Below are 26,550 nucleotides of genomic sequence, written 5' to 3'. Positions count from 1 at the left end.
AACAGTGTACTCCCTATCTATCTTCATGTAAAATAGGTAGATATATACAGGTCTTATTTGGGAGGGAAAATGCGTGCCCGTACATGAGCAATCGATGCAAACTTTGAACGCCGTAAAGAACAACCTGGAGTCGTGTATTTTAGGAAAGTCTTTTGAAATCAAGCTGCTGCTTTCGGCGCTGCTGGCCGGCGGCCATGTGTTAATCGAGGACGTACCCGGTACAGGTAAGACGCAGCTCGTGAAGGCGCTGGCCAAGTCGATGAGCGGAGACTACCGGCGGATACAATGTAATCCAGATATTTTGCCCAGCGACATTACGGGGGTATCGGTTTTCCATCCTCATGAAGAACGTTTCGTATTCCGGCCAGGTCCGGTGATGACGCATATTTTGCTGGCGGATGAAATCAACCGGGCAACCACAAAGACGCAATCCGCCTTGCTGGAAGTCATGGAGGAGCGAAGCGTCACTGCCGATGGCGTGACCTACCCGCTTCCTCATCCTTTTATGCTCTGCGCTACGCAGAATCCGATTGACTTTGAAGGCACTTATTTGCTGCCGGAAGCTCAGTTGGACCGCTTTATGATGAAAATTGGGATCGGTTATCCCGACGCCGACACGGAGAAAGCGATGCTGCGCTCCCATAGTCAAGGCCAGCCGGCAGATCAGTTGGAATCGGTTACAACGATGGAGGAGATTGCCGCCATCCAACGCGAGGTTCAGCGCGTGCATATCAGCGAACCGCTTGCCGATTACTTGCTGGAGATCGTTCGCCGGACACGGGAGCATGAAGAAGTGTTGCTGGGCGCGTCGCCGCGCGCTTCGCTCGCCTTTATAGCCGCAGCCAAGGCCTATGCTTTCATGGAGGAACGGGATTATGTGCTGCCCGACGATATTAAGACGCTCGCGCCATTCGTGCTGGAGCACCGGATTCTGCTGCGTCCCGAGTCCCGCCTGGGGCACCGGAACGTCAGCGAGGTGCTGCAGCAAATTCTCCGGCAGGTCCACGTACCGGTCGCCATAGGACGGTAACCGATGCGCGCGCTGGTTGAAGGCGTTAAAGCGGGCCTCACCTCCCGGAAGTTCTGGAGGGTGGCGTCCGTTTGGCTGGTCTGCCTGTTGTATGTCTTGTTTCAAGGCGGGAAAACCTCGCTGATGTTATTTATGATGGTTTCGGTGCTGAGCTTCTACTGGGCGATTGGAGGGTTTGGCGGCGTCAAACGGATCACGGGCTCGCGGACGCTTTCGCTCTCTGGAGAACGGGGCGGGTTGCTTCAAGCCGGGGATCAGGTGGTGGTGAAGCTGCAGCTGCAGCTTCCGGCATTTTTGCCGCTGCCTTACATCGTCGTCAGGGAAACGCTGCGGCGCCATAACGGGGACAGCTGGATGTTCGAGGACAGCATTGTGCCTTATTTCAGCTCCCGATCCGAGCTGGTGTACAAAACGCCGCCCCTCGAGCGCGGGAAATACGCATTTGCCGGTACGAATTGCAGTGCTGAGGATATTTTTGGTCTCATGGAGCATACCAGCGTCTTTCAGACTGGCGGGGAGTTTCGCATCCTTCCCCGAACGGCGTTTATTCCGCACTGGGAGCTGTACAGCCGCAATTCGCGTCTTGCCGGTCCGGAGACGGCCGTTGCACTGTCGCGCCGGGAATCGACTCAAATCAACGGGGTGCGCGATTATGTGTACGGGGATCGGATTTCGCGGATTCATTGGAGCGCCACCGCGAAGACGGGGACCTGGAAGTCCAAGGAGTTCGAGCATGAATCGCTGCCGAAAATGGTTCTGGTGCTGGACGCTCATACGAGCGGATATTTCCGCCCTCCGCAGTTCGAATTGGCCGTATCGACGGCCGCGTCGCTGCTGGAATTTGGGGCTAGAGAACGGATCAGCATGGGGCTGTGCACCATGGGCAAGACCCTCCGTTACTTCCCGCCGGCGGAAGGTTATCTGGAGCGGCAACAGATGCTGCACCATCTCGTAGATATCGATGCGGACGGATTCGGCAACTACAAGGATCGCTTAGAAGCGAAGCCGGATTTGTTTCAGCCGGGCGCGTTCTTTATCCTAATCAGTCCGCTGGCGGACGACAAGGTGCTGGCTATGCTTAGGTTAGCCAAATCGCGGCAGATGATCCCGTATCATATCCAAATCGGGGATAAGGCTGTGGCCGCAGGCGCGCCTAACACATATCAAACCGTTAAACGTTCCGCATGGCAGGCGACCCTGCAGGAGCGGGGACTTCGCGGCATTTACGTCTCCTCTCTGCGCGAGCTTCCCGCAGCGATGGGGGGTGCGAAGCTGTGAAACTTACGGCAAATTCTCAGCTTCCGAAGTCTTATCAGAGCTTAACCCTGTTGTGGATCGTGATCATTGCCATGCAATGGATTGATTTTACGGAGCCGCTGTGGTTTTCGGTCACGACCACTTTGGTGACGGTCACAATCATTATGATGGCTCTGATTGAATGGCTGCTTCCGGTGCAGGCGGCGTGGAAATGGACGATCAAGATCATCGCGCTGCTGTTGATTTGGAGGTTCATCCTGACCAGTTACGGGGTTTACGTTCCGTTTGGCCCGTTTTTTCCCGATCAGATTCGCGGCATGGCGTTAACCTTTACGCCGTATATCTGGTTTTCCTTAATCGCCTGGGTGCTGCTTGAGGCGGCGCTGCGGCTGGTCGTGACTCGTCTGAGAATTTTGGCGTTTTTGGCCGTCCATCTGGTTGCGTTTACGATTTTGGACTCTTTTACACGTTATTATTTATGGCAAAACGTAGCCTGGATTGTATTCGCCGGTCTCGGCTGGCTGGTGAGCGCTCATTTCTACGAGTATCGCCGGAAATATCCGCATGGCTGGCAACGGTTGCGGCAAAGCCCGTTTAAGATCGCCGTGAACATCTTTATCGTCTTTGCCTGCGTACTGCTGATCGGAATCAGCATGCCGTCGGTGTCGCCTACGCTGACCGATCCGTATACGGCTTGGATCAAGCGCAGCGGGGGAGGCGGCGGCGGTCCCTCAGCCCTGACCAGCGCGTTGGGGGATAGCCCGTCTGCCGTACAAGAGGAGGTCGTCTCCGGCTACAGCCGCGATGACAAAACGCTAGGCGACGGATTCGAATTCAGCTACAGCCCGGTTATGTCCATCGAAACGCCGGTGAGATCTTATTGGCGCGGTGAAACCCGGCGCATCTACTCAGGGAAGGGATGGGCTGACCTGGAGCAGGAAGGCCGGGATACGGAACGTTATCGCGGCGGACCGGACGCCGACCCGCTCATGCACGATCAGCCGGGCAAGGTGGAAACGATGCGGGTAGAACAGATCGTGACGATGAGTACCGATAAGGTGTACCCGGTCTTGTTCGGCGGTTATGCCATCGAAAGCATCGAATTGCTGGACGAACGCCAGCAGGCGGATATGCGCTGGGCCGGCAAACAGGCGGAGCTGTTCTGGAACGGCTACCGCGATCCCGGGGATTTGCCGGATTATCCGCGGAAATATAAGGTGGTTGCCAATATTCCGCTGATCCCACTGAAGGAGTTGGAGCAGGTCAGTTACGATGCGTTGTATCCGGAAGGTGCGCCGGAGGAATATTTGCAACTCCCCAGCAACCTGCCGCAGCGGGTGAAAGACCTGGCCGAGGAAATTACCGCAGAAGGCGAGACACCCTACGCGAAAATGGATTTGTTGCAGCAATACCTTCGGCAAAACTACGAATATACGAACAAGCCGGATTTGACCCGCAGACGCAGCGACGATTTCGTCGACAGCTTCCTGTTTGAAATCCGGCAGGGGTACTGCGACTACTATTCGACGGCGATGGTTGTGATGGCCCGCTCGCTGGGCATCCCCGCACGTTGGGTTAAAGGGTACGCTCCCGGCAGTCAGCCAAGCGACGAGATGATGATGCGCAACCCGGAGCTGGGCCGAGCGTACAATGTGAGCAATGCGGATGCCCACTCTTGGGCGGAATTGTATTTCGGCGATTACGGCTGGATTCCGTTTGAGGCGACGCCGGGCTTCGTCTCTCCGATTATGGAGGCGCCGGAGGAGAGCGAAGATACGCTTACGGTGGATACGAACACCGATACGGAAGTGGTTGCAGCCGAAGAAAGCTTCTTCTCCAAGCTGGATCCGGTGGTCATGCAACGGATTTTCGTTTCGGCCGTCAGTGTCTTATTGCTTTGGACTTTATATCAACTGCGCTCGGAGTTGTATTTCCTCTGGCTCCGGCTGCGGCTGGGCCGCCCGCTGACGCCGGGGGAGAAGACGATTTACGAAACGCTGCGACTCGTAAGACGGATGCGGCGAAGAGGCTTCACCCGCGGCGACCAGGAAACGCTGCGGGAAGCGTTTGGGCGCTGGAAGCTTGAACGACCGCAGCTCGCGGAGGCGCTGGATCCGTTGCTGCTCTTATACGAGCAGGCGATGTACAGCCCGAGTCCGGCTGCCGCCGATTGGCGCACCGCGCGGGAGCTGTCGCGAAAGGCAACCAAATTGGTTGGCGGTCACGGTTGGAGGCAGGCTTGGCCGCCTGGCCCTAAACGGTCCCTTGGTCAATGATCCGATCGTAAACTTATATACTCTGTCAACGTTAACGCCCCCGTGCTTGCGCGGGAGGCGTTTTCTTTTTTAAAATAGAAGCATGTCGGGGGAATAATATGGTATAGTTTGTCGTATGAAACCGAGGTGAACGTATTTGTTTGAGAAGTTTATACCGAATATGCGCGTGGACAGCGTATTCGATATCGATCTGGAAGGACTCTATGCCCAAGGCTACCGCGGCATCATCACCGACCTCGACAACACTTTGGTCGGAGCCAAAGCGCCGCTGGCCACTCCCGAACTGATCGAATGGTTTGAGAAAGTGAAGAAATGCGGGTTTAAACTCGTGATTGTGTCAAACAATAATTTGGATCGGGTGTCGGTATTCGCCAACCCCTTAAATATTGAGTTTGTACACGCAGCCAGAAAACCGTCCGGCGCAGCTTTTCACCGAGCGATGGAAATGATGGGGCTTGGCCCGAAGGAGACGATCGTGGTAGGCGACCAAATGATGACCGACGTCTTTGGCGGGAACCGGCAAGGGTTGTTTACCTTGCTCGTACTCCCGATCGCCGTCCAGGATGAAGGGTTCGGTACGAAAATTAATCGCATGTTGGAACGCATCGTGAAGCGGCGGCTGGGCAAGGTTGGATTATGGCTCGAGGAGGACAAGAGGAGATGACGGAAGTACGGAGCGCAGAAGGCGCTCTTCGTTGCAGCGGGTGCGGCGCTGTGCTGCAAACGCAGGATTCAAGTAAACCGGGGTACGTCCCGGAGCAAGCTTTATCGAAAGAACCGGTGATTTGCCAACGCTGTTTCCGGATCAAGAACTATAACGAATCTTCATCGGTGACGGTGGAGCAGGACGAGTTCCTGCGGCTGTTGTCTCAGATCGGAAGCAAGGAAGCGCTGGTGATCCATATCGTGGATCTGTTTGATTTTCACGGCAGTGTGATTACCGGCTTGCAGCGGTTTGTGGGGAACAATCCTGTGCTGCTGGCGGTAAACAAAATCGATCTGCTGCCGAAAGTAACGAATTGGAACAAAGTTCGCAACTGGGTGCAGAAGGAAGCCAAGGACTTGGGGCTGAAAGTCGAAGATATCGTGCTGTGCAGCGCGAAGCAGAACAGCGGGTTCGACCGGCTGCTGGATGCAGTGGCGGCACGCCGCGGCGATCGGGACGTCTATGTCGTTGGCGCAACGAATGTGGGCAAATCAACGCTGATCAACCGGTTGATTCGGGATTACAGCGATCTGGATCAGGAGTTGACCGTTTCGCGTTATCCAGGCACGACGCTCGACATGGTGCACATCCCGCTGGATGACGGCCGGGCGATCATTGATACGCCGGGGATTGTGTATCCGTCCCGCTACAGCGAGCTGGTAGCCCCATCCGATTTGGGCGTCATCATGCCGGACAAGCCGCTTAAGCCGGCGGTATACCAGCTGAATGAGGGACAGACGCTCTTTTTTGGCGGCTTTGGCCGGTTTGATTTCATTCAAGGGGAGCGCCAGTCGTTCACTTGTTTCGTCAACATCCGGGTGCCGATTCACCGTACGAAGCTTGCCCGGGCAGATGAGTTGTTCACGGAACATGCCGGGGAATTACTGTCACCGCCGAGCAAGGAGCATATTGAAGCGTTGCCGGAATGGACGCGCCATGAATTCCGGATTCCGAAGGGCAGCCGTAGCGATGTGTTTATTTCCGGCTTAGGCTGGATCAAAATTAACAACGATGCGGGTGCGGTCGTCGCGATGCATGTGCCTAAAGGCGTGAAGGTGCTCGTTCGGCCGTCGTTGATTTAAGGGTTTGATGGTGTGGACGCTGGCTGGCCTTGCTGGCTAGCGTCTTGCCATGCAGCACAGATAAGGGTAAAAAAAGGCGCTATTTGATGGAAAACGCAAGGATTGAGCAAAATAGCGGTCATTATGGGTGTTATTTTTGGAGCGTGGCCCGAAGTAGGGGCGATTGCGGCGTTTTTCAGGTGGAATAAGGCCATAATTTACCGCTATTTTTGAGTAGAAACGGACTTTAGAGTAAATAAGGCCCATTTGGACCTTTATTATTCGGAAAGTCCGGCGAGCGGGAGGAGAACCGATGGGAGAGCGAGAGCAGGCGAATCACGAAAAATGGGGAGAGACACAGGCAAGGGACTACGGAAGCGCTAGACAACCGCTGCTGCTCGGCGTCATCGGCGATCCGATTCAGCATTCCAAATCGCCGGTGATGCACACCGCCGCCTTGCAGGCGTGCGGGCTTACTGGTGCTTACCTGCCGTTCCACGTCAAAGGGAACCGGTTGGAGGAAGCAATCCGGGGCATTCGCGCGTTGGGGTTCCGAGGCATCAATGTCACGGTTCCGCATAAGGTGGAAGTGATGAACTACTTGGACCACATCGACGAAAGCGCGCGGCTGATCGGGGCGGTGAACACGATCGTGAACGACGACGGCGTGCTCACCGGGTACAACACCGATGGTATCGGGTATATCCGCTCGCTGAAGGAGGAGGCTGCCCCTGAGCTGAAGGGCAAACGCGTGCTGGTGCTGGGCTGCGGCGGCGCAGCCCGGGGCATTGTGTACGCGCTGCTGCAGGAGGAGCCGGGGCGGGTGACAATCGCCAACCGCACCGGGGAGAAAGCGCAGGAGCTGGCCGCCGAATGGTCCGGGCTCGGCAGCTTAACCGGCTGCGGCATGGATGAGCTGGCTGAGGTGCTGCCGGAAGTGGACCTCATCATTAACACCACCTCCGTTGGCATGCATCCGCACGTGAGCGATTGTCCGTTGGATGCGCGGCTCATCCCGGAGGGGATCGTGGTCAGCGATCTGATCTACAATCCGCTAAAGACCGAGCTGCTGGTGCAAGCTGAGGCGAAAGGCTGCACGATTCACAGCGGGCTGGGGATGTTCATTTACCAGGGCGCTTACGCGTTTGAGCGTTGGACTGGCCTGATTGCGCCGGTGGGTGCGATGCGGGCAGCGGTCTTGGAGAGCATGAATCAATAACGCAAGTTGTCGCATAATTGAATGTTAAGGGGTCTTGAATACGACATGTTAACAGGAAAACAAAAACGTTACCTGCGCAGTTTAGCGCATGCGCTGCAGCCGATTTTTCAAGTTGGCAAAGGCGGCACCAACGAGCATATGATTAAGCAAATCTCGGAAGCGCTGGAGCGCCGGGAGCTCATCAAAATCTCTGTGCTGAACAATAATCTGGACGATCCGCAGGAAATCGCCGAGGAGCTGGCGCAAGGCGCCGGCGCTGAGCTGGTACAGCTGATCGGCCGGACGATTATTTTATATAAGGAGTCTCGTGAATATAAGCAAATCGAGCTGCCTTGAAACGAGCTGCATTCAAAGGTTATTGGAGGCAACGCAACATGAAAAAAGTCGGAATTATGGGCGGGGCGTTTGACCCGATACACCTCGGCCATCTGTTGGCGGCGGAGGCGGCCAGAGAACAATACCATCTGGAAGAGGTTTGGTTTATGCCCTCCCATATCCCTCCGCATAAGCATCAGGCCGGCGTGAGCGGCCAGCAGCGGCTGGAGATGGTCGAGGCGGCGATAGACAGCAATCCCGCCTTTAAGCCGCTGGATATCGAGCTGCGCCGCGGCGGCGTGTCCTACACGGTGGATACGATCCGGGAGCTGCGTGCACTGCATCCCGATCTGGAGTTTTATTTTATTATCGGGGCCGATATGGTGAATTACCTTCCGAAATGGGAAGGGATTGAGGATTTGGCCGGGATGATTTCGTTTATCGGGCTGCAGCGCCCCGGAAGCTTTCTGGAACTGGACGCGCTGCCTCCGTTTATTCAGGAGGCGGTGCAGCTTGCGGAGATGCCGCTTGTTGATATTTCCTCGAGCCTGATCCGCAGCCGCTTATCCACCGGACGTTCGGTCAGATATATGGTACCGGATGCCGTGTATGAATATATGACAAGGAGCGGATTGTATGGGTTACAGCCGTGAAGAACTGATCGCCTCCGTTTCGGCGGGGATGCCCGCCAAACGCTGGAAGCATGTTGAAGGCGTGATGGAGAGCGCGGTCATTCTGGCCAAGAGGTATGGAGCCGATCCGGTCAAAGCGGATTTAGCCGCTCTGCTGCATGACTTGGCCAAGTTTTGGCCGATTGAGGAGCAGGAAGCGGTCATCCGCGACAACGGTTTAAACGCCGAGCTGCTGAATCACGACAAGCAGCTGCTGCATGCTGAGGTCGGGGCATTCATCTCCAGGCGGGATTACGGGATAGAGGATGAAGAGGTGCTGGACGCGATCCGTTACCACACCTCCGGCCGGGTTGGCATGACGCTGCTGGACAAAATCGTATGTCTGGCAGATTACATCGAGCCGGGGCGCGAGTTCCCGGGCGTGGAGAGGATTCGCGAGCTGGCGGAAACAAGTTTGGAGGATGCGCTGATCGCGGGCTTTGACTCGACGATATCTTTTTTACTGGAGAAGGAGAAGCCGATCTTTCCTTTGACGGTATTAGCACGTAACGATTTGATCGTAAACCGACAAAAATCTAAGGAGGCTGAATGAATGGCGATTAGTTCCAATGAATTGATGAACTTGGCGGTGCAAGCTGCAGACGATAAAAAAGCAATGAACATCGTGGCGCTAGACTTGAAAGGGATTTCCTTGATTGCGGACTATTTTGTGATCTGCCACGGGAACTCGGATACGCAGGTGCAGGCGATTGCCACCGAGATTCGCAAAAGAGCGCATGAGGTTGGCGCCAATATTCGAGGCATCGAAGGCTTGGATTCCGCCCGCTGGGTGCTGATGGATCTGGGGGACGTTGTCGTGCACGTGTTCCATCGCGATGAGCGCGAATATTACAATATTGAGCGGCTTTGGTCGGATGCCAAGGTCGTGGAGACGGTATGAGCCTGATCGCGGGAACCATCGTCTCTTTACCGATCGATCGCGAGGTATCGCCGTACGGGTATTTTCTAAGTGCAGGCGGGCAAGATGTGCTGCTCCATTACTCCGAGCTGACACGCCAGGTGAAGCCGGGGGAAACGGTGGAGGTGTTTCTGTTCTACGATACGGAGGACCGTTTGGCGGCCACGATGAAGAAGCCGTATCTCACGCTAGGCGAGCTGGCGCTGCTTGAGGTGGCTGACGTGCATCCGCGGCTCGGCTGCTTCCTGGAGATGGGGCTGGGCCGTCAGCTGCTGCTGCCGATCCGTGAGCTGCCCGAGATGAAGGAGCTTCATCCGCAGGTGGGCGACCAGGTGTACGTCATCATGGAGCACGACAAGCAGGGCCGTCTCAAAGCGAAGCTGGCTGGCGAGCAGGATCTGGCTCCCCTTGCTTTCCATGCTCCAACCTCGTGGAAAAACCAATGGCTCGACGCCATCGTCTACAAGCCGCTGCAAATGGGGACGTTTGTGGTCGTCCAAGGCGGCGTGCTGGGGTTCGGGGCGATTGGCTTGATCCACGCCTCGGAACGCAGCCGCTTGCTGCGCCTGGGCGAGCGCGTCCAGGTGCGGGTGGCCCATATCCGTGAGGACGGGCGCGTGAACCTGTCGATGGCGCCGCGCAAGGAAATCGGCATGGGCCAGGATGCGGAGCGCATTCTCGCGTATTTGGAGAGTCGTCCGGGCGGAAGCATGCCGTATTCCGACGCGACGCCGCCGGACCTGATCAAGCAGCGGTTTGCCATCAGCAAGTCCGCGTTCAAGCGGGCGCTCGGCAAGCTGATGAAGGAAGGTAAGGTTGTCCAGAAAGAGAACTGGACCTATTTGGTGCAGTCTCCAGTTGCCGGCACGGACGATCACGGGCAGCCGGAAGCTTAAACAACAGCAGCAATTAGACAGAAGGCGGTGACAAGCAAGCCCATGGCATCTTATCGGAAATTTGCTTACGTGTACGACGAATTGATGGAGGACATGCCTTACCCGGACTGGATCCGGTTTGCCCGCACGGCTTGGGAACGGTACGGAATGCCAAAGACGGTCGTGGATCTCGGTTGCGGGACCGGCAGCATTACAATTCCGTTGGTGAATGCCGGGTTCGAGGTAATCGGCATCGATTTGTCCGCCGACATGCTGGCGGTGGCCCGCCGCAAAATGGAAACCACGCCCCAAGGCGCCCGGTTACTCCGCGAGGGCAGCGTGCGCTGGGTGCAGCAGGATATGACGGAGTGGTCCGTGCCGGAGCCGGTCGACGCCGTCATTTCTTTTTGCGATTGCTTGAACTATTTGCTGGAAGAAGAAGACATCATTCGGACCTTCCGCCGGACCTACGAAGGGCTGAAGCCCGGAGGGACGTTCCTGTTTGATGTGCACCATCCCCACACGTTGATCCGGTACGAGGAAGAGCAGCCGTTTGTTTGGGACGAGCCGAGTGTGTCGTATATCTGGACTTGCGAGCGAAACGCGCATCGCAACGAAATCGAGCATCATCTGACGATCTTCGCCCGGGAAGAGGAGCAGGGACCGGAATTGTACCGCCGGTTCGAAGAGACGCATATCCAGCGGGCGTACGACCCGGCATGGATGAAAAGCGAGCTGCTGCGCTGCGGCTTCCGCGAGGTCAGCATCTATGCCGATTTCGAGTGGGTCGAGGCGGTGGATGAGGCGGCCCGGCTCTTTTTTGTGGCGGTGAAGTAGACGGCCCCGAGTGCAAATCAGGGGCCCCAAGTGCAAATCCCTGCAAAAGTGCCGTTTTTTTGGGGATTTTCCGCATAAATCGCAAAATAAATGCAAAAGTGCAGGAATTTTTTATCCAATTCGGGGTTTGACGTTTTCCGTCTAAAATAACTGCAGTTTTGCAGGGATTTATCGAAAAAAGGCTGAAGTTCGCGAAGAAAACTGTATTTTTGCACTAATTTCTCCATGGAGGATCGCTGTCTCTCAAAGCTATAATGGGAAACGGAGATCATGGAAGGAAAGAGGGGAAACGCATGAAAAAGCAGTTGACCGTATTGTTTCAGGGGGATTCCATTACAGACGGAAATCGGGATCGCGGCACGGATTTGAATCATATTTTGGGCCACAGCTATGCCTACATCATCGCCGCGAAGCTAGGTCATGAATACGCGCATTTGCAGCCAAAATTCATTAACCGGGGCGTGAGCGGGGATCGGGTCTCCGACCTTTACGCAAGATGGAACGAGGATGCGATCAGTCTGAAGCCGGACGTGATTAGTCTGCTGATCGGCGTTAACGACGCCTGGCGGCAAATGAGCGGCGAACCTAGCGGGGCAACGGATCGTTTCGAACGGGCGTATCGTCACTTGCTGGAGGAGACGAAGGAAGTATTGCCGAACACCAAGCTGGTGTTATGCGAGCCGTTTATTTTGAAAACCGGAGCTACGGCGGAAAAATGGACCGAATGGGAGCGCCTGATCAAACGGTACCAGGATACCGTTCGTCAATTGGCTGAAGAGTTTGGTACGGTGCATGTTCCTTTGCAGGATGCGTTTGATGCGGCGACGGAAAAAGCCGAGGCCGCTTACTGGATCTGGGACGGCGTCCATCCGACGGCCGCAGGCCACGATGTCATCGCCAAACGGTGGCTGGAGGTCGTGGAGCGCAGCGGATTGTGGGACTAAGACGAACATAAATAAAGGGTTTAAAGCGGATCGATTCCGTTTTAAACCCTTTTATTTTTGACGAAACATTTCCTTCAGCACACGGTACGCACGCGCTTGTTCCTCGGCTGGCTGTTCCTGCAGCAGCTGCACGATCTGCCAAATCCAAGTTTGGTCCTGGAGCTCGTCGTACCCTGGATTGCGAAATAGAGCATATACGCTGATCTGCAGGGCATCCGCAATTTTATGCAGCGTTTCGAGCTGAACGTTTTGCTCCCCGCGTTCCAACCGTCCGATGTAGGAACCGTACGTTTCCGTCGACTCGGCCAGTTGTTCCTGCGTAAGCCCTTTGAGCTTGCGATAGTATCTGACATTTTTTCCGACCTGCTTTGCTACATCCATAGAGGCCACCTCTCGTATTAAGTTTAGTCCAAGCGGAGGGGCAAACTGCAGAGTATTCAAAGTTCAATATTTTATCAAAAAGAATTCATAAGTTCTTTATTGCATATTATTGACAAAATTCGAGTGGAATATTATTTTGAAAATAGAAAGTTGAACCATTCCTTTGGGATGGTTGATTTTTTCATATTGAAGGTTGTGAGGAGTGGTCTTTTTGAACAAATCAGGGTTGCAGATATTTCCATTTTATTCGAATTAGACATAATCCCCTAAAATCATGGATGAATAGTTTTTTTTGCAAAATAGAGGGGGATTCCTTTGAAACCGCGTGCCACTATTGTCGCTGCAATAGAAGAATATATGGTGCGACACCAGCTAAATCTCACTCAATTGGCCAAGCAGCTTGAACTGAACCCAGGGACGTTAAGCTCCATTCTGAACGGAAACCGTCCGCTGGCTGTAGATCAATTAGAACGGATCACCATGGTGCTGGGATTTCCGAGAGGCTATTTCTATAAGACTTATATCAGCGAGTATCTGCACGAGAAGGATCCGGATTGGCGAAGAGTAAAACCACTAATTCATAACTGCGCGGAGTTGGGCCAGTTTGATCGCATTCGGGAAATCGTTGGATTATTGCTGGACAACCCGCTTTATGCTCAACTTTTATTTGATTTGGCCGAAGAATTGTACGAGAAGGGCGAATATGAAGCAGCGGGGATCTTATACGAAAATGTGGCGATGACCGAGCGCAAGCAGCACTCCGAACGGTTGGCCCTTTGCCAATATCGTTTATTCCTGATCGGTCAAGGGACGAATCAGGATCAAAACTATCAGTCAGCGATCCAGTTCGAACCGTATATTGAGCGACTGGATGAAGCGAGTCAACTCGATGCGTTAAGGGATCTGGCCAATACCTATCGTGCCTTAAACCGATGGGATAGGGTGGAGAGTATTGCTCAACGATTGGAGCACAAGGCCAAAGTGTATTACTTTTCGGAACAGAAGCGAAAGATCTTGCAACGAAAGACAACTAGACCTTTGTTTTACTATTTGGCGTATTCCTATTTGCTGCTTGGGAGTGTACATAATTTGCGGGGGGAATATGACCAAGCCTTACTTTATATCCAACGCTATCATGATCTAAGTTGGGTGCGGGAAAACGATCCGGAAACGTTACATTGGCGGAACCTGTTTCGTGAATGGGCCTATGCAAACGCTCTTATAACCCGGCTTTCCTCCGGGGATATTACGGTACTCGATGAATATGTCACCTACTCCGAAAACAGACAAGCGGACAAGATCCTCATGATCTTCAATCTGGTTAAAAACGCCAATCGGCATGACTTCTCGATTGAACATATCCTTGAACGGTTTAAAGAAGATTTGGCTGCTTTAGATCATCAGCCCTTGACTACGGGAATGTACAGCCCGCAGTTTATTCTTGATCGGATCTCCCAACTTTATATCGAATTAGCCGATTATGATCTCCGCCGAGGTAAGTACCCGGAGGGGTTTCGTTACTTACTTAAAAGCTTGGAACAGTTCAATCAATTAAACAATTCACACCGAGCTGTCATGGTTAAATATGTAGAGCTATTCGAACGATACAGGAACTTTGCAACGCCGCAAGTCATCGATACATATGAGGAATTAATCAGCAAGTTAAAGAAAAGTGTATAATCCGTTGATGGAGCCACTGCCAAAGGAGCCGGTGTTGATGCACGGCTCTTTTTTTGTTGTCTTCCTTTTTTATGCAAAATTCCTCTTTTCGTGAAGGTTCTGCAGTAAATTCATCTGGTTCAGTGGAGAATTGTAAAAATTAAATAGTTATTGTGCTCATAATTCAGTATAATTCTTATGAACCCATTGAACGAACTCTTCAGAGAGGATTATCGACCTAATGAATGTAGCAGCAACTAAATCAGTTAAGACAAATCGGCGTTCGAAGCCGTCACCTCCACCTGTCCGGATCTTTTCACTCGGCGGGATCGGGGAAATCGGAAAAAATATGTATGGCATCGAGTTCAGAGACGAAATCATTTTGATTGACGCGGGGCTTAAATTCCCGGATTCCCGTTTGACGGGCATTGATTGCATCATTCCGGACATCAGTTATCTGATTGAGAACAAGCATAAAATGAAAGGGCTTTTCCTGACCCACGGTCATGAGGATCATATCGGTGCGATCCCGTATGTGTTACGTCAACTGCAGCTGCCTATTTATGGGGGCCCGTTGACGATTGGCTTGGTGAAGGCCAAATTGGAGGAGCATCGGTTGCTTGGGCAAGCGGAGCTGCATGTGTTCCATGAAAATGACCGGTATGCATTTAAGCATTTGGCTGTGCATTTCTTCCGGACGACACACAGCATTCCCGATGCTTTTGGCATTGTAGTAGATACCCCGTACGGATCGATCGTTCATACCGGCGATTTCAAATTCGATTTCACCCCGGAGGACCGTCCGGCGGATCTGTTTAAGATGGCCAGCGTCGGGGGAGAAGGCGTATTGGCGTTGCTCGCCGACAGCACCAACAGCGAGAAGGAAGGCTTTACCCCTTCCGAGCGTCGGGTTGGTGACGCCATCCTGGAGTCGTTCCGCGGCTGCCGGGGGCGGATCTTATTTGCCACCTTCGCCTCGAACGTGCATCGGCTTCAACAAGTGGTGGAAGCGGCCGCGATCGTAAACCGCAAAATCGCGGTTATCGGCCGCAGTATGGAGAAAGTGTTCGCTATCGGTCAGGATTTGGGCTACATCCGCGTTCCGGAAGGGATGCTGATCGATGTGAAGCACATCGACCGTTACCCTGAGGAGCAGGTCCTCATTGTCTGCACCGGCAGCCAAGGCGAACCCAACGCTGCGCTCAGCCGGATTGCTTCGGGTGCACATCGGAATGTGCAGGTTTATCCGGGGGATACGGTGATTTACTCGTCCTCGCCGATTCCTGGCAACGCGCAAAATATCAACCGCAGCATCGACCTGCTGCTTCGGGCAGGCGCAAACGTCATTTACGGCTCGATTTTCGACATCCATACGTCCGGGCATGGTTGCCGGGAGGACCTGAAGCTGATGCTCAGCTTTATTCGTCCTAAGTATTTTATCCCGATCCACGGTGAGTACCGGATGCTGCTCAGCCATCGTGATCTGGCGCTGCAAACAGGTATTCCTGAGGATCGCATCTTCATCATGAACATCGGGGATACGTTGTCGGTGTACCGGAACCGGGCGAAACGCGGGCGCACCATTCCTTCGGGGCAAGTGCTCATCAGTAACGGGGAAATGCGTCCTACCCATGAAGACACCCTGTTGTTGGAGCGGATGGAGCTGGCCCAGGAAGGGATCGTGATCGTCGTCATGACGGTCGACCGCAAGACGCGGCAAATTTTGGCCGGACCGGACATCGTCTCGCGCGGCTTCGTTTATATGCAGGACGCCAGACCGCTGCTGCGGCGGGCGGAGGCGATGCTGAAGCGGAACTTGAACCGCCTTGGCGAGAAGGAGCCTTACGATCATAACGCCTGGCTGCGAGCGACGCAGCAGCAGCTTCGGCGGTATTTTGCCAAAGAAGTGGGCCGGACGCCGCATATTATGCCTTCCATCTTGGAAGTTTAGCATCAGAGTGGGAGCTTCCCGATAACGGGAGGCTCCTCTCTTTTATTTGACCGGTTGTTCGGAGTTCCGTATAATGTGTAAAAATATAGGAGACCGCAAAGGAGGGAGATCCCATGACGAAGGAACCCACGATTCGTTCCGTGATCAACCATCAGCTGGAAAGGAAAGGATATTCCTTGCACAGCTTTTCTCGCCGTTCGGGAATCAATCGGGGGACGCTCAGCGCCATCTTGAATGGAAATCCCCCTAAACCGATCTCTATCGGGCAGTTGGACCTGATCACCGAAGCGCTCGAACAGCCGATCGGGTCGTATTACCCTTTATATGTGGAGGAATGTATTGATTCAGACCATCCCAACCGACGAAGGTTAAAAGCGTTTCTGCATCGCTGCGCGGAGATTGGCGAATTGGATTGCATCGAGCAGGTGTTGTCCCGCCTGACTGAGGACTTATCCTATCTTCCGATGATTTTTGATATGGGGGAGGAGCTTTACGAAGAAGGCCGCCGCGACGCCGCAAGGCTCTTCTACCAATCGGTCTGCGAATACGAGAAATACCAGCATTCGGAACGGCTGGCGATCAGCCAATACCGCCTGTTCCGGATGAATTTGGGGGAAGACGCAGAATCCAACCTGCGGACCGCCACCTGGTTCGAGCCCTACCGCAACCGGCTCCCCGAGGATCTTCAGCTCGATGGGCTGCTGCAATTAGCGAACACCTATTACTCGCTGCAAAAATGGACTTACGTCGTAAGATTTGCCGAGGAGCTGCAAACGCTGGCCCGGCGAATCTATGAAACGAGCTGGAAGGCGTCCTCCGCCCATCAGGATAGGGAGCTGCGCTGCGAGCGGCATCTGGTGGTTTACTTTGGCCAAGGGTATTTGCTGAAAGGCGCGGCATTGGAGCATCTGGGCAGGTATGAGGAAGCGCTGAAGTGTGTAGCCGAATACGCGGATTTGAGCTGGTTTGAAGGCCTTGATGAGACGGGCTTAAAAGAAGTGGAGAAATTTAAGGTCTGGGCCAAAGCGAACCGCTACAATCTGGAGATTTTAAATGGGAATGAAACGATTCTTCCGGAATATATCCAGATGCTTAAAGAGCATCCGCATGAAGTGCTGCCCAGTCTGAGAATCATTGTCGAAGCCGCCAATATTAACGGTTTTGTGATCGACGACGTATTAAAAGTGTTTCCGGTGAATACGGATTTATATAGCCTTTATCCCAATCACTATGTTTCCGCTGTAAATAAAGACCGGTTCTTGGACCTAAACTATCAGCTGGCGATTTATCTGCTGCGAAAACAGGAGATCGAGGAAGGCTTGGAGAAGTTGATTTACGCGCTCAAATATGCGGTTTCTCTGAATAACAAGGAACTTTTTATGAAAATGGTCCCGCTATTTGAGCAGCATCGAAGCTTCGCGACGCAAGAGCAACTCCAGCAGTACGAATCTTTGATGGGGGAGGTGTTGAAGGTTGCGGAAGTGGGCAATGATGTTCGCTCTGATCATTAGTTTAGGTACGGGAGTATTCGGCAGCATCAGTCACAACAGCCCTATTACAGCTTACGAGAACGGGGTAGGGGGCTAATAAGGCACAACAACATAAGGTCCAGTTTTGCTAGGACATAGCCGATTCATCCGGGGCAACCCGAATCGATGGATTGGCTTTTTTTTGATAGTTTTCCGAGTCCGGACATGAGATAATGGTAGTAAATTGACTCCAAAAGAAGGTGTGAATCTGAACATGCAGCAGTTAAGTGAATCTCGTCCGAACCCGGGAAGCCCCGAGGTGGTCACCTTTGGCGAAAGCATGGCTTTATTGATCGCGGAAGGGGGCAAAGGGCTCGAATATGCAAGCGCTCTCTCTCCATCGTTTGGGGGAGCGGAGTCCAATGTAGCGATCGGATTGGCACGGCTGGGCCAAACTTCCGGATGGTGCGGCCGCCTGGGGGACGATCCGTTTGGCCGGCGTATCCTGAAGGCGATCCGCGGCGAAGGCGTTGACGTATCCCGTGCGATGTTGACGGATGAAGCCCCTACGGGCATGATGGTACGGGAGAACGTGGCGGGCAAAAGCTCGGTCTATTACTACCGCAAGTTATCTGCGGCCAGCTTCATGCGACCGGAGCATCTGGACGAATCGTACATCGCCGGAGCCAAGGTCCTGCATCTGACGGGCATTACGCCGGCGCTTAGCGCTTCTTGCGTGGAAACGGCCCATGCGGCGGTGGATATCGCCAAGCGGCATGGGGTGAAGGTGAGCTTCGATCCGAACTTGCGATTGAAGCTGTGGAGCATTGAGGACGCGCGTAAGGTTTTGCTGCCGCTGGCGATGAAAGCGGATTATTTCCTGCCGGGACTGGATGAGTTAAAGCTGTTGTACGAGACAAATTCGATGGATACGATCATCGGCAAGCTGCAGGAGTTGTCTGCGATCAGTATCATCAAAGGCGGAGACGACTGCACCTACGTGCTGGAGCAAGGGCAGCTGAACCCGGTGCCGTATTTTAAAGTGGAACAGGTGATTGATACGGTGGGAGCGGGCGACGGATTTTGCGCCGGATTTCTGGCTGGAGTCGTACGCGGGTACAGCATGATTGAGGCCGTTCGCCTGGGGAATCTGGTTGGCGCTCAGGTCATTCAGGCTGTTGGTGACTGGGAAGGGTTGCCAAGTGCGGCGGAGATTGAACGTCTCTTGTCCGGCAAAGGGCATGTGGAGCGGTAAAGGGCTGGATCCTTTGCTGTGAACGGTTGTCGTTTGGGCTTTAATGTTAACGTGATCATTTTCTTAGGTAATGATAAAACCGCGGGAGCCTCGTCTCCGGCGGTTTTGCTTACTTATGGGGCGAACCCCTCCTGACTAAGAAATACTTGATGATCGGGAAAAACTTGCAGCAGGCGCTCATACACGATTCGGTAGGCGTCCGGTGAATACCAGGATTCGAGGCCCAGCTGTTCATAGATCGAGCGGATGCCCAGCCTCAGCGAATGAGAGTAGTGGGACAGGAATCCGGTCCCTATATTAAGCAGTGTCTTGGGCGTCATATAGGCGGCAGCTACCCGCGGGTGGCCGTTGGGATTCACCGCCCGCCTCCGCCTAAAGCGGCATGTTCCAGCTCCAGCAGCCGCATCTTCATCTCCAGGCCGCCGCGGTAGCCGGTAAGCGCCCCGTTCTTGCCGATCACGCGATGGCATGGAATCGTGATAAGCAGCGGATTCGCCCCAATCGCCGTGCCTACTGCACGGACGGCAGCGGGTTTACCGATCGACTCAGCAATGTCGGAGTAAGAGCGGGTTTGCCCGAACGGAATCGAGCATAACGCCTGCCAGACGTCTTGCTGGAACGGAGTTCCGTGCAAGTCGAAAGGGAGGGTAAAACGTTGGAGTTCACCGCGAAAATAGGCCGCCAGCTCGGAAGCATAGGGAGCCAGCTGGCGGTCATCTTGCGCAAGCAGACGGCCGGGGAAACGTTGGCCCGCCCAGGCGGTCAGCTCCTCAAAAGAACCGCCGGATGAGCCAACGAACGCCAGGCCTTGTTCGGTAGCGGCGAGATATAGGCTCCAAGCAGGTTCCTGGAGCTGTGACCAGTATAACGGCGGGGACTGAACGATTGTCATGGAGCTTACACCTCCGTTTGCATTTTGCGGTATTCGTTAGGCGTGATGCCGGTGATTTTCTTGAACAGGGTGATCAAATAGGCGGCGCTGCCAATCCCCACTTCTTGGGCGATCTCAGCAACGGTCCGCTGCGATTCAGATTCAGCCAAAGCGTGCTTCGCCTCATCGATTCGCCGTCGCACCAGGTATTCCGTTGGCGTCATTCGCATGACCCGTTTGAACGTTCGTTGCAGATGGTACGGGCTGCCGTGGCACGCTTCAGCCAACGTCTCCAGGGTGAGCTTGTCTTGGTAGTGGCGGTTGATATAGTCCGCGATCTGTTCGACCCATTCCTGATCTGGCAACCGCTGTCCTTCCGGCTTGCAGCGTTTGCAGGGGCGGAAATGGGCAGCACGCGCTTGCTCCGCAGTAGCAAAGACGAGAACGTTCTCCCGCTTAGGCGGCCTTGATTTACAGGACGGGCGGCAGAAGATGCCCGTGCTGACCACCGCGTAGAAGAATTGGCCGTCCTGTGCAGCATCATTGGCGAGAATCGCTTGCCACTGGGCATCGTTTGCGGTCTGGTAAGTCCGGGACCCGGTATGGATTGTCATGGCTTCACCCCCAGCCCTAGTATACCTTGATCAAGATCACGGCGCCACGGGAAGCGAAAGGAAAAGCAAGATTACGAAATGCCCCATCATAGAAAAAGCCTGCCAATAAGGCAGGCGAAATTCGATGATATTACCGCGCCATCCATCCTCCATCAACGCAAAGGATATGGCCGTTCATATAGTCTGAGGCGGCGGAGGCGAGGAAGACGGCCGGCCCTTTTAGATCCTCCGGCGTTCCCCAACGCCCGGCAGGAATCCGATCCGTGATCGAAGCCCTCCGGTTCTCGTCGGCCCGGATTTGCGCGGTATTGTCCGTTACCATGTAGCCGGGTGCGATGCCATTCACCTGTACGCCATAGGAAGCCCATTCGTTGGCGAATGCCTTCGTTAAGCCGGCGACCCCATGCTTGCTGGCCGTATAGCCGGGCACGTTGATCCCGCCTTGGTAGGAGAGCATCGAGCAGATATTAATGATTTTGCCGCTGCCGCGTTCAATCATATGGCGTCCGGCGATCTGCGAGAGCAAGAACACGGTGTTCAAGTTCAGTTGGATGACGTCGATCCAATCCTTTTCGCTGTGATCCTTCGCTGGTGTCCGGCGAATAATTCCGGCGTTGTTTACCAGAATGTCGACCGCCCCCGTTAATTGGAGCGCTTCATCAAAGGTTTCCTGCAGCTTGTCATGCTCGCTGAGGTCGACAACGATTTCCGTCGTTTTCCGGCCTAAGGCTGTAATTTGGCTGACCGTTTCAGCACTGCTGGTGCGAGAGACGCATACGACGTCGGCCCCGGCTTCGGCCAGTCCGACCGCAATCCCCTGGCCCAGTCCGCCGGAGGCTCCGGTGACGAGGGCAGTTTTGCCCGTTAAATCAAATAATTTCATAAGTGTACGCTCCTCCCATCAATCCGCTTTCGTTTATTTGGTTGCGTATTCGATCGTTACGCCGGCACGTTCATACGGTAGCGCGGACTCTGCGGGTAGGCCCCGATCGGTGAGGATACGCGAGATCTCGCTCAGCGAGGCGAAGGTGCGGAGCGCCGTCTGCCCGAACTTTTGATGGTTTAAGACGGCGATCGCCTCGCGGGACGTTTCGATCAAAGCCCGCTTGAAGTCGATCAAATCACCGGTATAAATCGACAGTCCGTGTTCCGGATGGATGCCGGTTGCCGAGATAAAGGCTTTCTGGATATTCAACTGACGCACGTACGCCGCCGATTCGGGACCGGCCAGCATGTTGCGGACGCGGTAGCCTCCGGGGACGACCAGACGAATCTGGTCTTTGGCCGCCAGCTCGCTGATGATATACACGTCGTTCGTGACAACGGTAAGCGGGCGATTCTCTAACCGCCGGGCGATCTCCAGCGTCGTGCTGCCCCCGTCCAGTGCGAGGATATCACCCTCTTGAATGTGATTGAGGGCGAGGCGGGCGATGTCCCTTTTCTCCTCCGCATGCTTGGTCAGCGGCTCTTTGGACGGCAAAATGCCGTACTGGTCGCTTTGGGCGAGCATTGCTCCGCCGTGTACGCGCACCAGCAGCCCTTGCTCCTCCAGCTTGGCGAGATCCTCCCGGATCGTCTTGCCGGTCACGCCCAAGCTTTCGCTTAATTCTGCCACCGTCACTTCCTTTTGCGTCAGCAGAACCTCCATAATTTTTTCATAACGTCGAATTGGATTCATGCAAGCTTTCACTCTTTCTTATCTCAAGTCTTTCATCGGAACGGCGTCCATGTCCGCATAAGCTTTGTTGTCGCCGGCCATGCCCCAAATAAACGTATAATTGCTGGTTCCTACCCCGCTGTGAATCGACCAGCTCGGCGAGATGACAGCTTGCTCGTTACGCACAACGATATGCCGGGTTTCGTTGGGCTCGCCCATCAGGTGGAAGACGACAGCGTCCTCTGCCAGATCGAAGTACATATAAGCCTCCATCCGGCGCGGATGGACATGGGCAGGCATCGTATTCCACATGTTGCCGGTCTTGAGCTGAGTCATCCCCATCACGAGTTGGGAGCTTTGAATGCCGTTCTCGTGGATGAACCGGTGAATCGTGCGCTCATTGGAATTTTCGATCGAACCAAGCGCTCCGGATTCCGCTTCTGCCAGCGTTGTTTTTGCCGTAGGGAATTCCTTGTGGGCCGGTGCCGAATTCAAATAGAACTTCGCTGGCTTCGAGGCATCCTTGCTTCGGAAAATCACTTCACGCGAGCCCTTGCCGACGTACAAGCAATCCTTGTTGTTCAGCTCGTATTCCGTTCCGTCGACAATAATGGATCCCGGTCCGCCAACATTAATGGCTCCAAGCTCGCGCCGTTCGAGGAAGTAGGAGACGCCTAGCTCCTTGAGATCCGTTTCCAGTTTGACATCCTGCTGCACCGGAGCCGCGCCGCCGATAATCAGCCGGTCTTCGTGCGTGAGCACCAGCTCCAATCGATCCGGCGTAAACAAGGTAGGAATGTGGAATTCCTTGCGTAAACGGTCGGTATCAAATTGCTTGACCTCTTGGGGATGCGAAGCGTAACGACGTTCCATGTAAAATCTCTCCTTTACACGTTCATTTTGGTGTATAATGTTCATATACGTTCAGATTAATCCATTTAGGTTCATTTGGCAAGAGGGCACACCATATTGCTCCATCTAGGATGAAGATGCCGGAATTCGGAAGTTTACCGTAGGAAATCGTGGATTCACCGGCTTTAAGCAGCTGAGGGAACCATGGTAGGATGTGGGGGAAGGGGTACGTTTTGATGAGTCTGTATCAAGCTCGAATGAAGACAATCGTCCGAAAAGCCGCAGCAACCGCCTGGCGGCAGCCGCTTCTGGACAGCGGACTGTGGTTTCATGGCGATATCCGGGACAACTATTATTACGCCTCCTATTTATTTGCTGCCGCCGTAGATCCGGACGAAACGCCGCCGTTTGATCGGACGGAAGGCCGGCGGCTGGCAGAGCGGGTGCTGCTGCGCGTGCTTCAGCTGCAGGACCAGGAGACGTCCAGCCCGACATATGGACACTGGCCGCTCGGATTGGATCCGACACCGGAGCGGGCCAAGCCGCATGTGCTCCCGGTTGAGCTCATGGGCAGCTTGATGGCGTATTTCATGCACAGCTATGGGGAAGAGCTGAGCCCGGAGTTGGCCGCCCGCTTCGAGGACGCGTTGTCGCATGTCTATCGCAGCGGCTTCTATCGCAAACCTTTACGGGAATACAACCATCATGAGGCGAAGTATACGGCCGCGAAGCTGATCTTGGGGCAGCGTTACGGAGATGCGACATTGTTCGCGGACGGCAGGGAATGCTTACGGCAAACGTTGGCCCGTTTACGGCTTGAGGGTATGGCCGAATACGGCGCGTTGCCGTGGTTTTGGCACTGGGTTCAGGCGTTCACCTGCGCTTGGGCGCTGATGGGCGATGCGGAGGTAAAGGCCGAGCTGTCTGAGATGTTAAATCATCTATGGACCCTTCGGGCCACCTATTATTTCAAGGGAGCATGGGTTGGTGCCCATGCCCGCGGTTGGCTGCATGATGCGCCGCGGGATGCGAACGTGCTGCACGATTATGTGCAATTCGGCGATTTCGAGCTGCCGGAAGCGATGCCGCGCACCGAGTATGCCGGGCTTCTATTCTATGAAGCTCCTGCGTCAGCTCGGCTGCGGGCATTGGAGCGAAGTAAGCCTGCCGAGTCCAAGGCGGCCATCCTCAAGGAGATCGGCGGCGTCAAGCAGCGGCTGCATTCCTATGCCTATCTGACCAACCACTTCGCGGCAGGTGGGCTGTGGGAGAGAGTCGAGGAATTCGACAATGAGCAGCTACGTTGGCTGTACAGCTTGCCGGTCCGCGGGGAGAAAGGAAATCAGCTGTATTTTTTCCATCCCGGCAAAGGGTATGATCTTAGCGGCTACGACCCGCGCCATCAGAGCGAATGGACGGAAGTGTTGTATTATCACAACGTCGTGGTGGCGGTCTACCCGCTGCCGGAGGGTGTGCCTGGGCAGGTCAATGGCGTGCTTCCGGAAGGAGAATGGCGATTTACAGCGAATGGTATATTCGGAAAGGTTGAAGAGACGTTTTTTGCCGTATATGTGTCGAGTGATTATCAGGTGCGGGAGCGGGACGGCTATCTCCAGGTCGAGGCGGAAGGCCGCTACGTTGGTGTTGTGGTGGAAGCGATGGGCCTTCCGGAAGCAGGCGAGCGGGGAATCGCGGGTCTAGACGATTTCGTATTAACTATGAAGTCCCACGCCCCACGCTTCACAGCCGACGATAGGACCGGTCGGATCGATGCCTCCTATACCACCTATGCCGAGGGAGTCCAGCTTACTCTAAGCGTCAAAGGTCCCGGGCTTCCAGGGGATCGATGGGTAAACGGCGAGCGTGTGGATTTGGAGTCGTATTCTTTTTCATTGTAAGGGGCAAAAAGTACAACGATTAGGAGAAAGAGGGTTAGGGAATGAAGAAGCTGCAGCTTGTGCAAAAAATCGTACAGGAAGGCGTTGTCGCCGTCCTGCGCGGAGAAACCCCGGAGGAAGTCGTACAAATGGCCGAGCAGGCCATTGCCGGCGGGATTAAGGTCATCGAAGTGACGATGACGGTTCCGTTTGCTTTGCGGGCGATCGAGGAATTGGTGCGTAAATACAGCTGGGACGCCCAGGACGAATCCCGTTATGCGATCATCGGCGTGGGCACGGTGCTGGATCCCGAAACGGCGCGGGCTGCGATCTTAAGCGGCGCTCAGTTCGTCGTTGGGCCTTCCTTGAATCGTGACACGGTGATGCTGTGTAACCGGTACCGGATCCCGGTCATGCCTGGATGTATGACGATCAAGGAAATCCAGGAGGCGCTGGAGCTGGGGGCGGACATCGTGAAGCTGTTCCCGGGCAATTTGTACGACCCGTCGATGATCAAGGCGATCAAAGGGCCGTTGCCGCAGGCAAATATTATGCCAACCGGCGGGGTCTCGCTGGCGAACCTCGGCGAATGGATCCAAGCGGGCGCGGTCGCTGTGGGGATCGGCTCGGATTTGACAAACGAAGCGGTGAAACGCAACGATCTGTCGTTGATCGCCCAGAAAGCCGCTGCTTATAAAGCGGAGTATCTGAAGGCCAAAGGATGATCCTAATCAATACACGTTGATCATAAAAATATCGTCGAGGAGGGATTCGCGTGGATCTTGGATTGAGAGGGAAACGGGCAATCATTACCGGCGGCAGCAAAGGCATTGGGCTGGCAACCGCCCTCACGTTGGCTGCGGAAGGCGCCCAGGTCGCCATCGTGGCGCGGAACGAAGGGCCGCTGCAGGAAGCGGCTGCAGCCATCCGCGAGAAGACGGGGACGGAACCGCTTGTCCTTGTCGCCGACGTCACTTCGGGCGATGACGCCCGCCGGGTTGTCGAGCAGGCGGCCAAGCATTTTGGCGGACTCGATATTCTCGTAAATAATGCAGGCACCTCGGCGGCGGCCCCGTTTGAGAAGGTGGAGGCCGAAGCTTGGGGCGCGGACTTGGACCTGAAGCTGCTTGGCGCGGTGAATTTCTCCCGGGCAGCGCTCCCCCATCTGCGTAAAGCGGGGGGCGGAGCGATTCTGAACGTCACTGCCATAGGCGGCAAAACACCTGGGGCTTCCTCATTGCCAACATCGGTCAGCCGGGCAGCGGGGTTGGCGTTAACGAAGGCGATGAGCAAGGATTTGGCGGCCGACCGAATCCGCGTGAACGCGGTGTGCATCGGGCTTGTCCGCAGCGACCAAATCGAACGGAAATGGCGTCAAACCGCGCCCGAGCTCACTTGGGAGCAATTTGCAACGGATCCTCGCCATGGCATCCCGCTAGGCCGAATCGGTCAGGCGGAGGAGGCGGCGAAGGTCATCGCCTTCCTGGTGTCCGAAGCGGCGTCATATGTGACGGGCACAGCGGTCAACATCGACGGCGGTACGTCGGCGGTGTTGTAATACTCGGCGGGGTGGAACCCGCCGGATGAAAAAAGGCGGATCGCCGGTGAGTCGGCGGTCAGCCTTTTTTTACAGGCATGATGCTGCGATTCATTTGGAACAGCCTCATCACGGGAATCCGCTTCATGACCTCTGTTCCCACGGCGCTTCCCATTGAGCCCAGCAGCACGCTGGCGGTCGCCAGCTTGATCAGGTAGTACAACCCGATTTCCGGTGATCAGATCCAGAATAATGAAATTACGAATCGTTGTTGATGCCCGGATCGACACAAAAATAAAGGGTTGTTGTATTCGCTC

Annotated in this window: 27 protein-coding genes and 1 pseudogene; 20 read left to right on the top strand and 8 right to left on the bottom strand. The window is 54.8% G+C overall.

What is annotated here, in order from left to right; genetic code table 11:
- Positions 1-73 precede the first annotated feature (73 nt).
- From M3G15_RS15985 to M3G15_RS15925, 13 genes are all read left to right on the top strand, one after another.
- Positions 74-1,030 carry an AAA family ATPase gene (locus tag M3G15_RS15985; RefSeq protein ID WP_260071472.1) on the top strand — a complete coding sequence of 319 codons (957 nt, stop codon included), beginning with the start codon at positions 74-76 and terminating at the stop codon, positions 1,028-1,030.
- Positions 1,031-1,033: 3 nt separating this feature from the next.
- On the top strand, positions 1,034-2,308 hold the full coding sequence (locus M3G15_RS15980) for a DUF58 domain-containing protein (protein WP_260071471.1): 1,275 nt from the start codon (positions 1,034-1,036) through the stop codon (positions 2,306-2,308).
- The gene (locus M3G15_RS15975; protein ID WP_009224189.1) at positions 2,305-4,563 is read left to right on the top strand and encodes a DUF4129 domain-containing transglutaminase family protein; all 2,259 of its coding nucleotides are present in this window, start codon (positions 2,305-2,307) and stop codon (positions 4,561-4,563) included. Before M3G15_RS15980 ends, M3G15_RS15975 begins: the two co-directional genes overlap by 4 nt.
- A 136-nt stretch (positions 4,564-4,699) precedes the next feature.
- Positions 4,700-5,227 (top strand): YqeG family HAD IIIA-type phosphatase, encoded by a 528-nt coding sequence (locus M3G15_RS15970; protein WP_260071470.1) that lies wholly within the window; start codon positions 4,700-4,702, stop codon positions 5,225-5,227.
- Positions 5,224-6,351, top strand: a complete 1,128-nt coding sequence (yqeH, locus tag M3G15_RS15965) for a ribosome biogenesis GTPase YqeH (protein ID WP_260071469.1) — start codon at positions 5,224-5,226, stop codon at positions 6,349-6,351. The genes M3G15_RS15970 and yqeH overlap by 4 nt, the downstream gene beginning before the upstream one ends.
- Positions 6,352-6,643: 292 nt before the next feature.
- Entirely contained in the window at positions 6,644-7,549 is a 906-nt protein-coding gene (aroE, locus tag M3G15_RS15960; protein ID WP_009224186.1) for a shikimate dehydrogenase, read from the top strand.
- A gap of 45 nt (positions 7,550-7,594) precedes the next feature.
- The gene (gene yhbY, locus M3G15_RS15955; RefSeq protein WP_260071468.1) at positions 7,595-7,885 is read left to right on the top strand and encodes a ribosome assembly RNA-binding protein YhbY; all 291 of its coding nucleotides are present in this window, start codon (positions 7,595-7,597) and stop codon (positions 7,883-7,885) included.
- A 38-nt stretch (positions 7,886-7,923) separates the two neighbouring features.
- Positions 7,924-8,517 carry a nicotinate-nucleotide adenylyltransferase gene (locus tag M3G15_RS15950; RefSeq protein WP_260071467.1) on the top strand — a complete coding sequence of 198 codons (594 nt, stop codon included), beginning with the start codon at positions 7,924-7,926 and terminating at the stop codon, positions 8,515-8,517.
- Entirely contained in the window at positions 8,501-9,088 is a 588-nt protein-coding gene (yqeK, locus tag M3G15_RS15945; RefSeq protein WP_260071466.1) for a bis(5'-nucleosyl)-tetraphosphatase (symmetrical) YqeK, read from the top strand. The genes M3G15_RS15950 and yqeK overlap by 17 nt, the downstream gene beginning before the upstream one ends.
- Entirely contained in the window at positions 9,089-9,436 is a 348-nt protein-coding gene (gene rsfS / locus M3G15_RS15940) for a ribosome silencing factor (RefSeq protein WP_009224182.1), read from the top strand.
- On the top strand, positions 9,433-10,350 hold the full coding sequence (locus M3G15_RS15935; RefSeq protein WP_260071465.1) for a CvfB family protein: 918 nt from the start codon (positions 9,433-9,435) through the stop codon (positions 10,348-10,350). Before rsfS ends, M3G15_RS15935 begins: the two co-directional genes overlap by 4 nt.
- Positions 10,351-10,392: 42 nt before the next feature.
- Complete coding sequence (locus tag M3G15_RS15930; protein WP_260071464.1) at positions 10,393-11,166, top strand: class I SAM-dependent DNA methyltransferase; 774 nt, start codon at positions 10,393-10,395, stop codon at positions 11,164-11,166.
- 293 nt (positions 11,167-11,459) lie between these two features.
- Positions 11,460-12,110: an SGNH/GDSL hydrolase family protein gene (locus M3G15_RS15925; RefSeq protein ID WP_009224179.1), complete on the top strand. Its 651-nt coding sequence runs from the start codon at positions 11,460-11,462 to the stop codon at positions 12,108-12,110.
- A 51-nt stretch (positions 12,111-12,161) separates the two neighbouring features.
- Here M3G15_RS15925 and M3G15_RS15920 read toward each other — a convergent pair whose 3' ends face one another.
- Positions 12,162-12,491 carry a helix-turn-helix domain-containing protein gene (locus tag M3G15_RS15920; RefSeq protein ID WP_028537439.1) on the bottom strand — a complete coding sequence of 110 codons (330 nt, stop codon included), beginning with the start codon at positions 12,489-12,491 and terminating at the stop codon, positions 12,162-12,164.
- 315 nt (positions 12,492-12,806) lie between these two features.
- Between M3G15_RS15920 and M3G15_RS15915 the strand changes: the two genes are divergently transcribed.
- The 4 genes from M3G15_RS15915 (at position 12,807) to M3G15_RS15900 (ending at position 18,825) form a co-directional block, all read left to right on the top strand.
- Positions 12,807-14,171 carry a helix-turn-helix domain-containing protein gene (locus tag M3G15_RS15915; protein ID WP_260071463.1) on the top strand — a complete coding sequence of 455 codons (1,365 nt, stop codon included), beginning with the start codon at positions 12,807-12,809 and terminating at the stop codon, positions 14,169-14,171.
- Between the two features lie 220 nt (positions 14,172-14,391).
- Entirely contained in the window at positions 14,392-16,101 is a 1,710-nt protein-coding gene (gene rnjA / locus M3G15_RS15910; protein ID WP_009224176.1) for a ribonuclease J1, read from the top strand.
- A 113-nt stretch (positions 16,102-16,214) separates the two neighbouring features.
- On the top strand, positions 16,215-17,612 hold the full coding sequence (locus tag M3G15_RS15905; RefSeq protein ID WP_009224175.1) for a helix-turn-helix domain-containing protein: 1,398 nt from the start codon (positions 16,215-16,217) through the stop codon (positions 17,610-17,612).
- A gap of 232 nt (positions 17,613-17,844) precedes the next feature.
- Positions 17,845-18,825, top strand: coding sequence for a sugar kinase (locus M3G15_RS15900; protein ID WP_036644624.1), 981 nt, complete (start codon positions 17,845-17,847; stop codon positions 18,823-18,825).
- A gap of 113 nt (positions 18,826-18,938) precedes the next feature.
- Here M3G15_RS15900 and M3G15_RS15895 read toward each other — a convergent pair.
- From M3G15_RS15895 to kduI, 6 genes and pseudogenes are all read right to left on the bottom strand, one after another.
- Positions 18,939-19,082, bottom strand: a pseudogene (locus M3G15_RS15895) (radical SAM protein); the annotation flags it as partial.
- Between the two features lie 98 nt (positions 19,083-19,180).
- The gene (locus M3G15_RS15890) at positions 19,181-19,717 is read right to left on the bottom strand and encodes a methylated-DNA--[protein]-cysteine S-methyltransferase (RefSeq protein WP_260071462.1); all 537 of its coding nucleotides are present in this window, start codon (positions 19,715-19,717) and stop codon (positions 19,181-19,183) included.
- Positions 19,718-19,722: 5 nt separating this feature from the next.
- Positions 19,723-20,310 carry a bifunctional transcriptional activator/DNA repair enzyme AdaA gene (locus M3G15_RS15885; RefSeq protein WP_009224171.1) on the bottom strand — a complete coding sequence of 196 codons (588 nt, stop codon included), beginning with the start codon at positions 20,308-20,310 and terminating at the stop codon, positions 19,723-19,725.
- 130 nt (positions 20,311-20,440) lie between these two features.
- Positions 20,441-21,193, bottom strand: coding sequence for a 2-dehydro-3-deoxy-D-gluconate 5-dehydrogenase KduD (gene kduD, locus M3G15_RS15880; protein WP_009224170.1), 753 nt, complete (start codon positions 21,191-21,193; stop codon positions 20,441-20,443).
- Positions 21,194-21,226: 33 nt separating this feature from the next.
- Positions 21,227-21,988 (bottom strand): DeoR/GlpR family DNA-binding transcription regulator, encoded by a 762-nt coding sequence (locus M3G15_RS15875; RefSeq protein ID WP_036644623.1) that lies wholly within the window; start codon positions 21,986-21,988, stop codon positions 21,227-21,229.
- 18 nt (positions 21,989-22,006) lie between these two features.
- Positions 22,007-22,840 (bottom strand): 5-dehydro-4-deoxy-D-glucuronate isomerase, encoded by an 834-nt coding sequence (kduI, locus tag M3G15_RS15870; protein ID WP_036644622.1) that lies wholly within the window; start codon positions 22,838-22,840, stop codon positions 22,007-22,009.
- Between the two features lie 215 nt (positions 22,841-23,055).
- On the opposite strand from kduI, the gene M3G15_RS15865 reads away from it, so the two are divergent.
- The 3 genes from M3G15_RS15865 to M3G15_RS15855 are packed head-to-tail and all read left to right on the top strand — an operon-like array spanning position 23,056 to position 26,254.
- A complete protein-coding gene (locus M3G15_RS15865) occupies positions 23,056-24,717 on the top strand; it encodes a hypothetical protein (RefSeq protein WP_260071461.1) in 1,662 nt (553 codons plus the stop codon).
- A gap of 41 nt (positions 24,718-24,758) precedes the next feature.
- Positions 24,759-25,421, top strand: coding sequence for a bifunctional 2-keto-4-hydroxyglutarate aldolase/2-keto-3-deoxy-6-phosphogluconate aldolase (locus M3G15_RS15860; RefSeq protein ID WP_260071460.1), 663 nt, complete (start codon positions 24,759-24,761; stop codon positions 25,419-25,421).
- 50 nt (positions 25,422-25,471) lie between these two features.
- Positions 25,472-26,254 (top strand): SDR family NAD(P)-dependent oxidoreductase, encoded by a 783-nt coding sequence (locus tag M3G15_RS15855; RefSeq protein ID WP_009224165.1) that lies wholly within the window; start codon positions 25,472-25,474, stop codon positions 26,252-26,254.
- Positions 26,255-26,312: 58 nt separating this feature from the next.
- Here M3G15_RS15855 and M3G15_RS15850 read toward each other — a convergent pair whose 3' ends face one another.
- Entirely contained in the window at positions 26,313-26,456 is a 144-nt protein-coding gene (locus M3G15_RS15850) for a hypothetical protein (RefSeq protein ID WP_009224164.1), read from the bottom strand.
- Positions 26,457-26,550: the final 94 nt, after the last annotated feature.

The sequence above is a fragment of the Paenibacillus sp. p3-SID1389 genome (assembly GCF_025151705.1).
GTDB lineage: Bacteria > Bacillota > Bacilli > Paenibacillales > Paenibacillaceae > Fontibacillus > Fontibacillus phoenicis.
This window is presented reverse-complemented; position numbering and strand designations above follow the sequence as displayed.

Coding starts and splice junctions, on each gene's coding strand:
- M3G15_RS15980 (WP_260071471.1), top strand. CDS start 1,034: ATGCGCGCGCTGGTTGAAGGCGTTAAAGCGGGCCTCACCTCCCGGAAG.
- yqeH (WP_260071469.1), top strand. CDS start 5,224: ATGACGGAAGTACGGAGCGCAGAAGGCGCTCTTCGTTGCAGCGGGTGC.
- aroE (WP_009224186.1), top strand. CDS start 6,644: ATGGGAGAGCGAGAGCAGGCGAATCACGAAAAATGGGGAGAGACACAG.
- yhbY (WP_260071468.1), top strand. CDS start 7,595: ATGTTAACAGGAAAACAAAAACGTTACCTGCGCAGTTTAGCGCATGCG.
- M3G15_RS15950 (WP_260071467.1), top strand. CDS start 7,924: ATGAAAAAAGTCGGAATTATGGGCGGGGCGTTTGACCCGATACACCTC.
- yqeK (WP_260071466.1), top strand. CDS start 8,501: ATGGGTTACAGCCGTGAAGAACTGATCGCCTCCGTTTCGGCGGGGATG.
- rsfS (WP_009224182.1), top strand. CDS start 9,089: ATGGCGATTAGTTCCAATGAATTGATGAACTTGGCGGTGCAAGCTGCA.
- M3G15_RS15935 (WP_260071465.1), top strand. CDS start 9,433: ATGAGCCTGATCGCGGGAACCATCGTCTCTTTACCGATCGATCGCGAG.
- M3G15_RS15930 (WP_260071464.1), top strand. CDS start 10,393: ATGGCATCTTATCGGAAATTTGCTTACGTGTACGACGAATTGATGGAG.
- M3G15_RS15925 (WP_009224179.1), top strand. CDS start 11,460: ATGAAAAAGCAGTTGACCGTATTGTTTCAGGGGGATTCCATTACAGAC.
- M3G15_RS15920 (WP_028537439.1), bottom strand. CDS start 12,491: ATGGATGTAGCAAAGCAGGTCGGAAAAAATGTCAGATACTATCGCAAG.
- rnjA (WP_009224176.1), top strand. CDS start 14,392: ATGAATGTAGCAGCAACTAAATCAGTTAAGACAAATCGGCGTTCGAAG.
- M3G15_RS15905 (WP_009224175.1), top strand. CDS start 16,215: ATGACGAAGGAACCCACGATTCGTTCCGTGATCAACCATCAGCTGGAA.
- M3G15_RS15900 (WP_036644624.1), top strand. CDS start 17,845: ATGCAGCAGTTAAGTGAATCTCGTCCGAACCCGGGAAGCCCCGAGGTG.
- M3G15_RS15890 (WP_260071462.1), bottom strand. CDS start 19,717: ATGACAATCGTTCAGTCCCCGCCGTTATACTGGTCACAGCTCCAGGAA.
- M3G15_RS15885 (WP_009224171.1), bottom strand. CDS start 20,310: ATGACAATCCATACCGGGTCCCGGACTTACCAGACCGCAAACGATGCC.
- kduD (WP_009224170.1), bottom strand. CDS start 21,193: ATGAAATTATTTGATTTAACGGGCAAAACTGCCCTCGTCACCGGAGCC.
- M3G15_RS15875 (WP_036644623.1), bottom strand. CDS start 21,988: ATGAATCCAATTCGACGTTATGAAAAAATTATGGAGGTTCTGCTGACG.
- kduI (WP_036644622.1), bottom strand. CDS start 22,840: ATGGAACGTCGTTACGCTTCGCATCCCCAAGAGGTCAAGCAATTTGAT.
- M3G15_RS15865 (WP_260071461.1), top strand. CDS start 23,056: ATGAGTCTGTATCAAGCTCGAATGAAGACAATCGTCCGAAAAGCCGCA.
- M3G15_RS15860 (WP_260071460.1), top strand. CDS start 24,759: ATGAAGAAGCTGCAGCTTGTGCAAAAAATCGTACAGGAAGGCGTTGTC.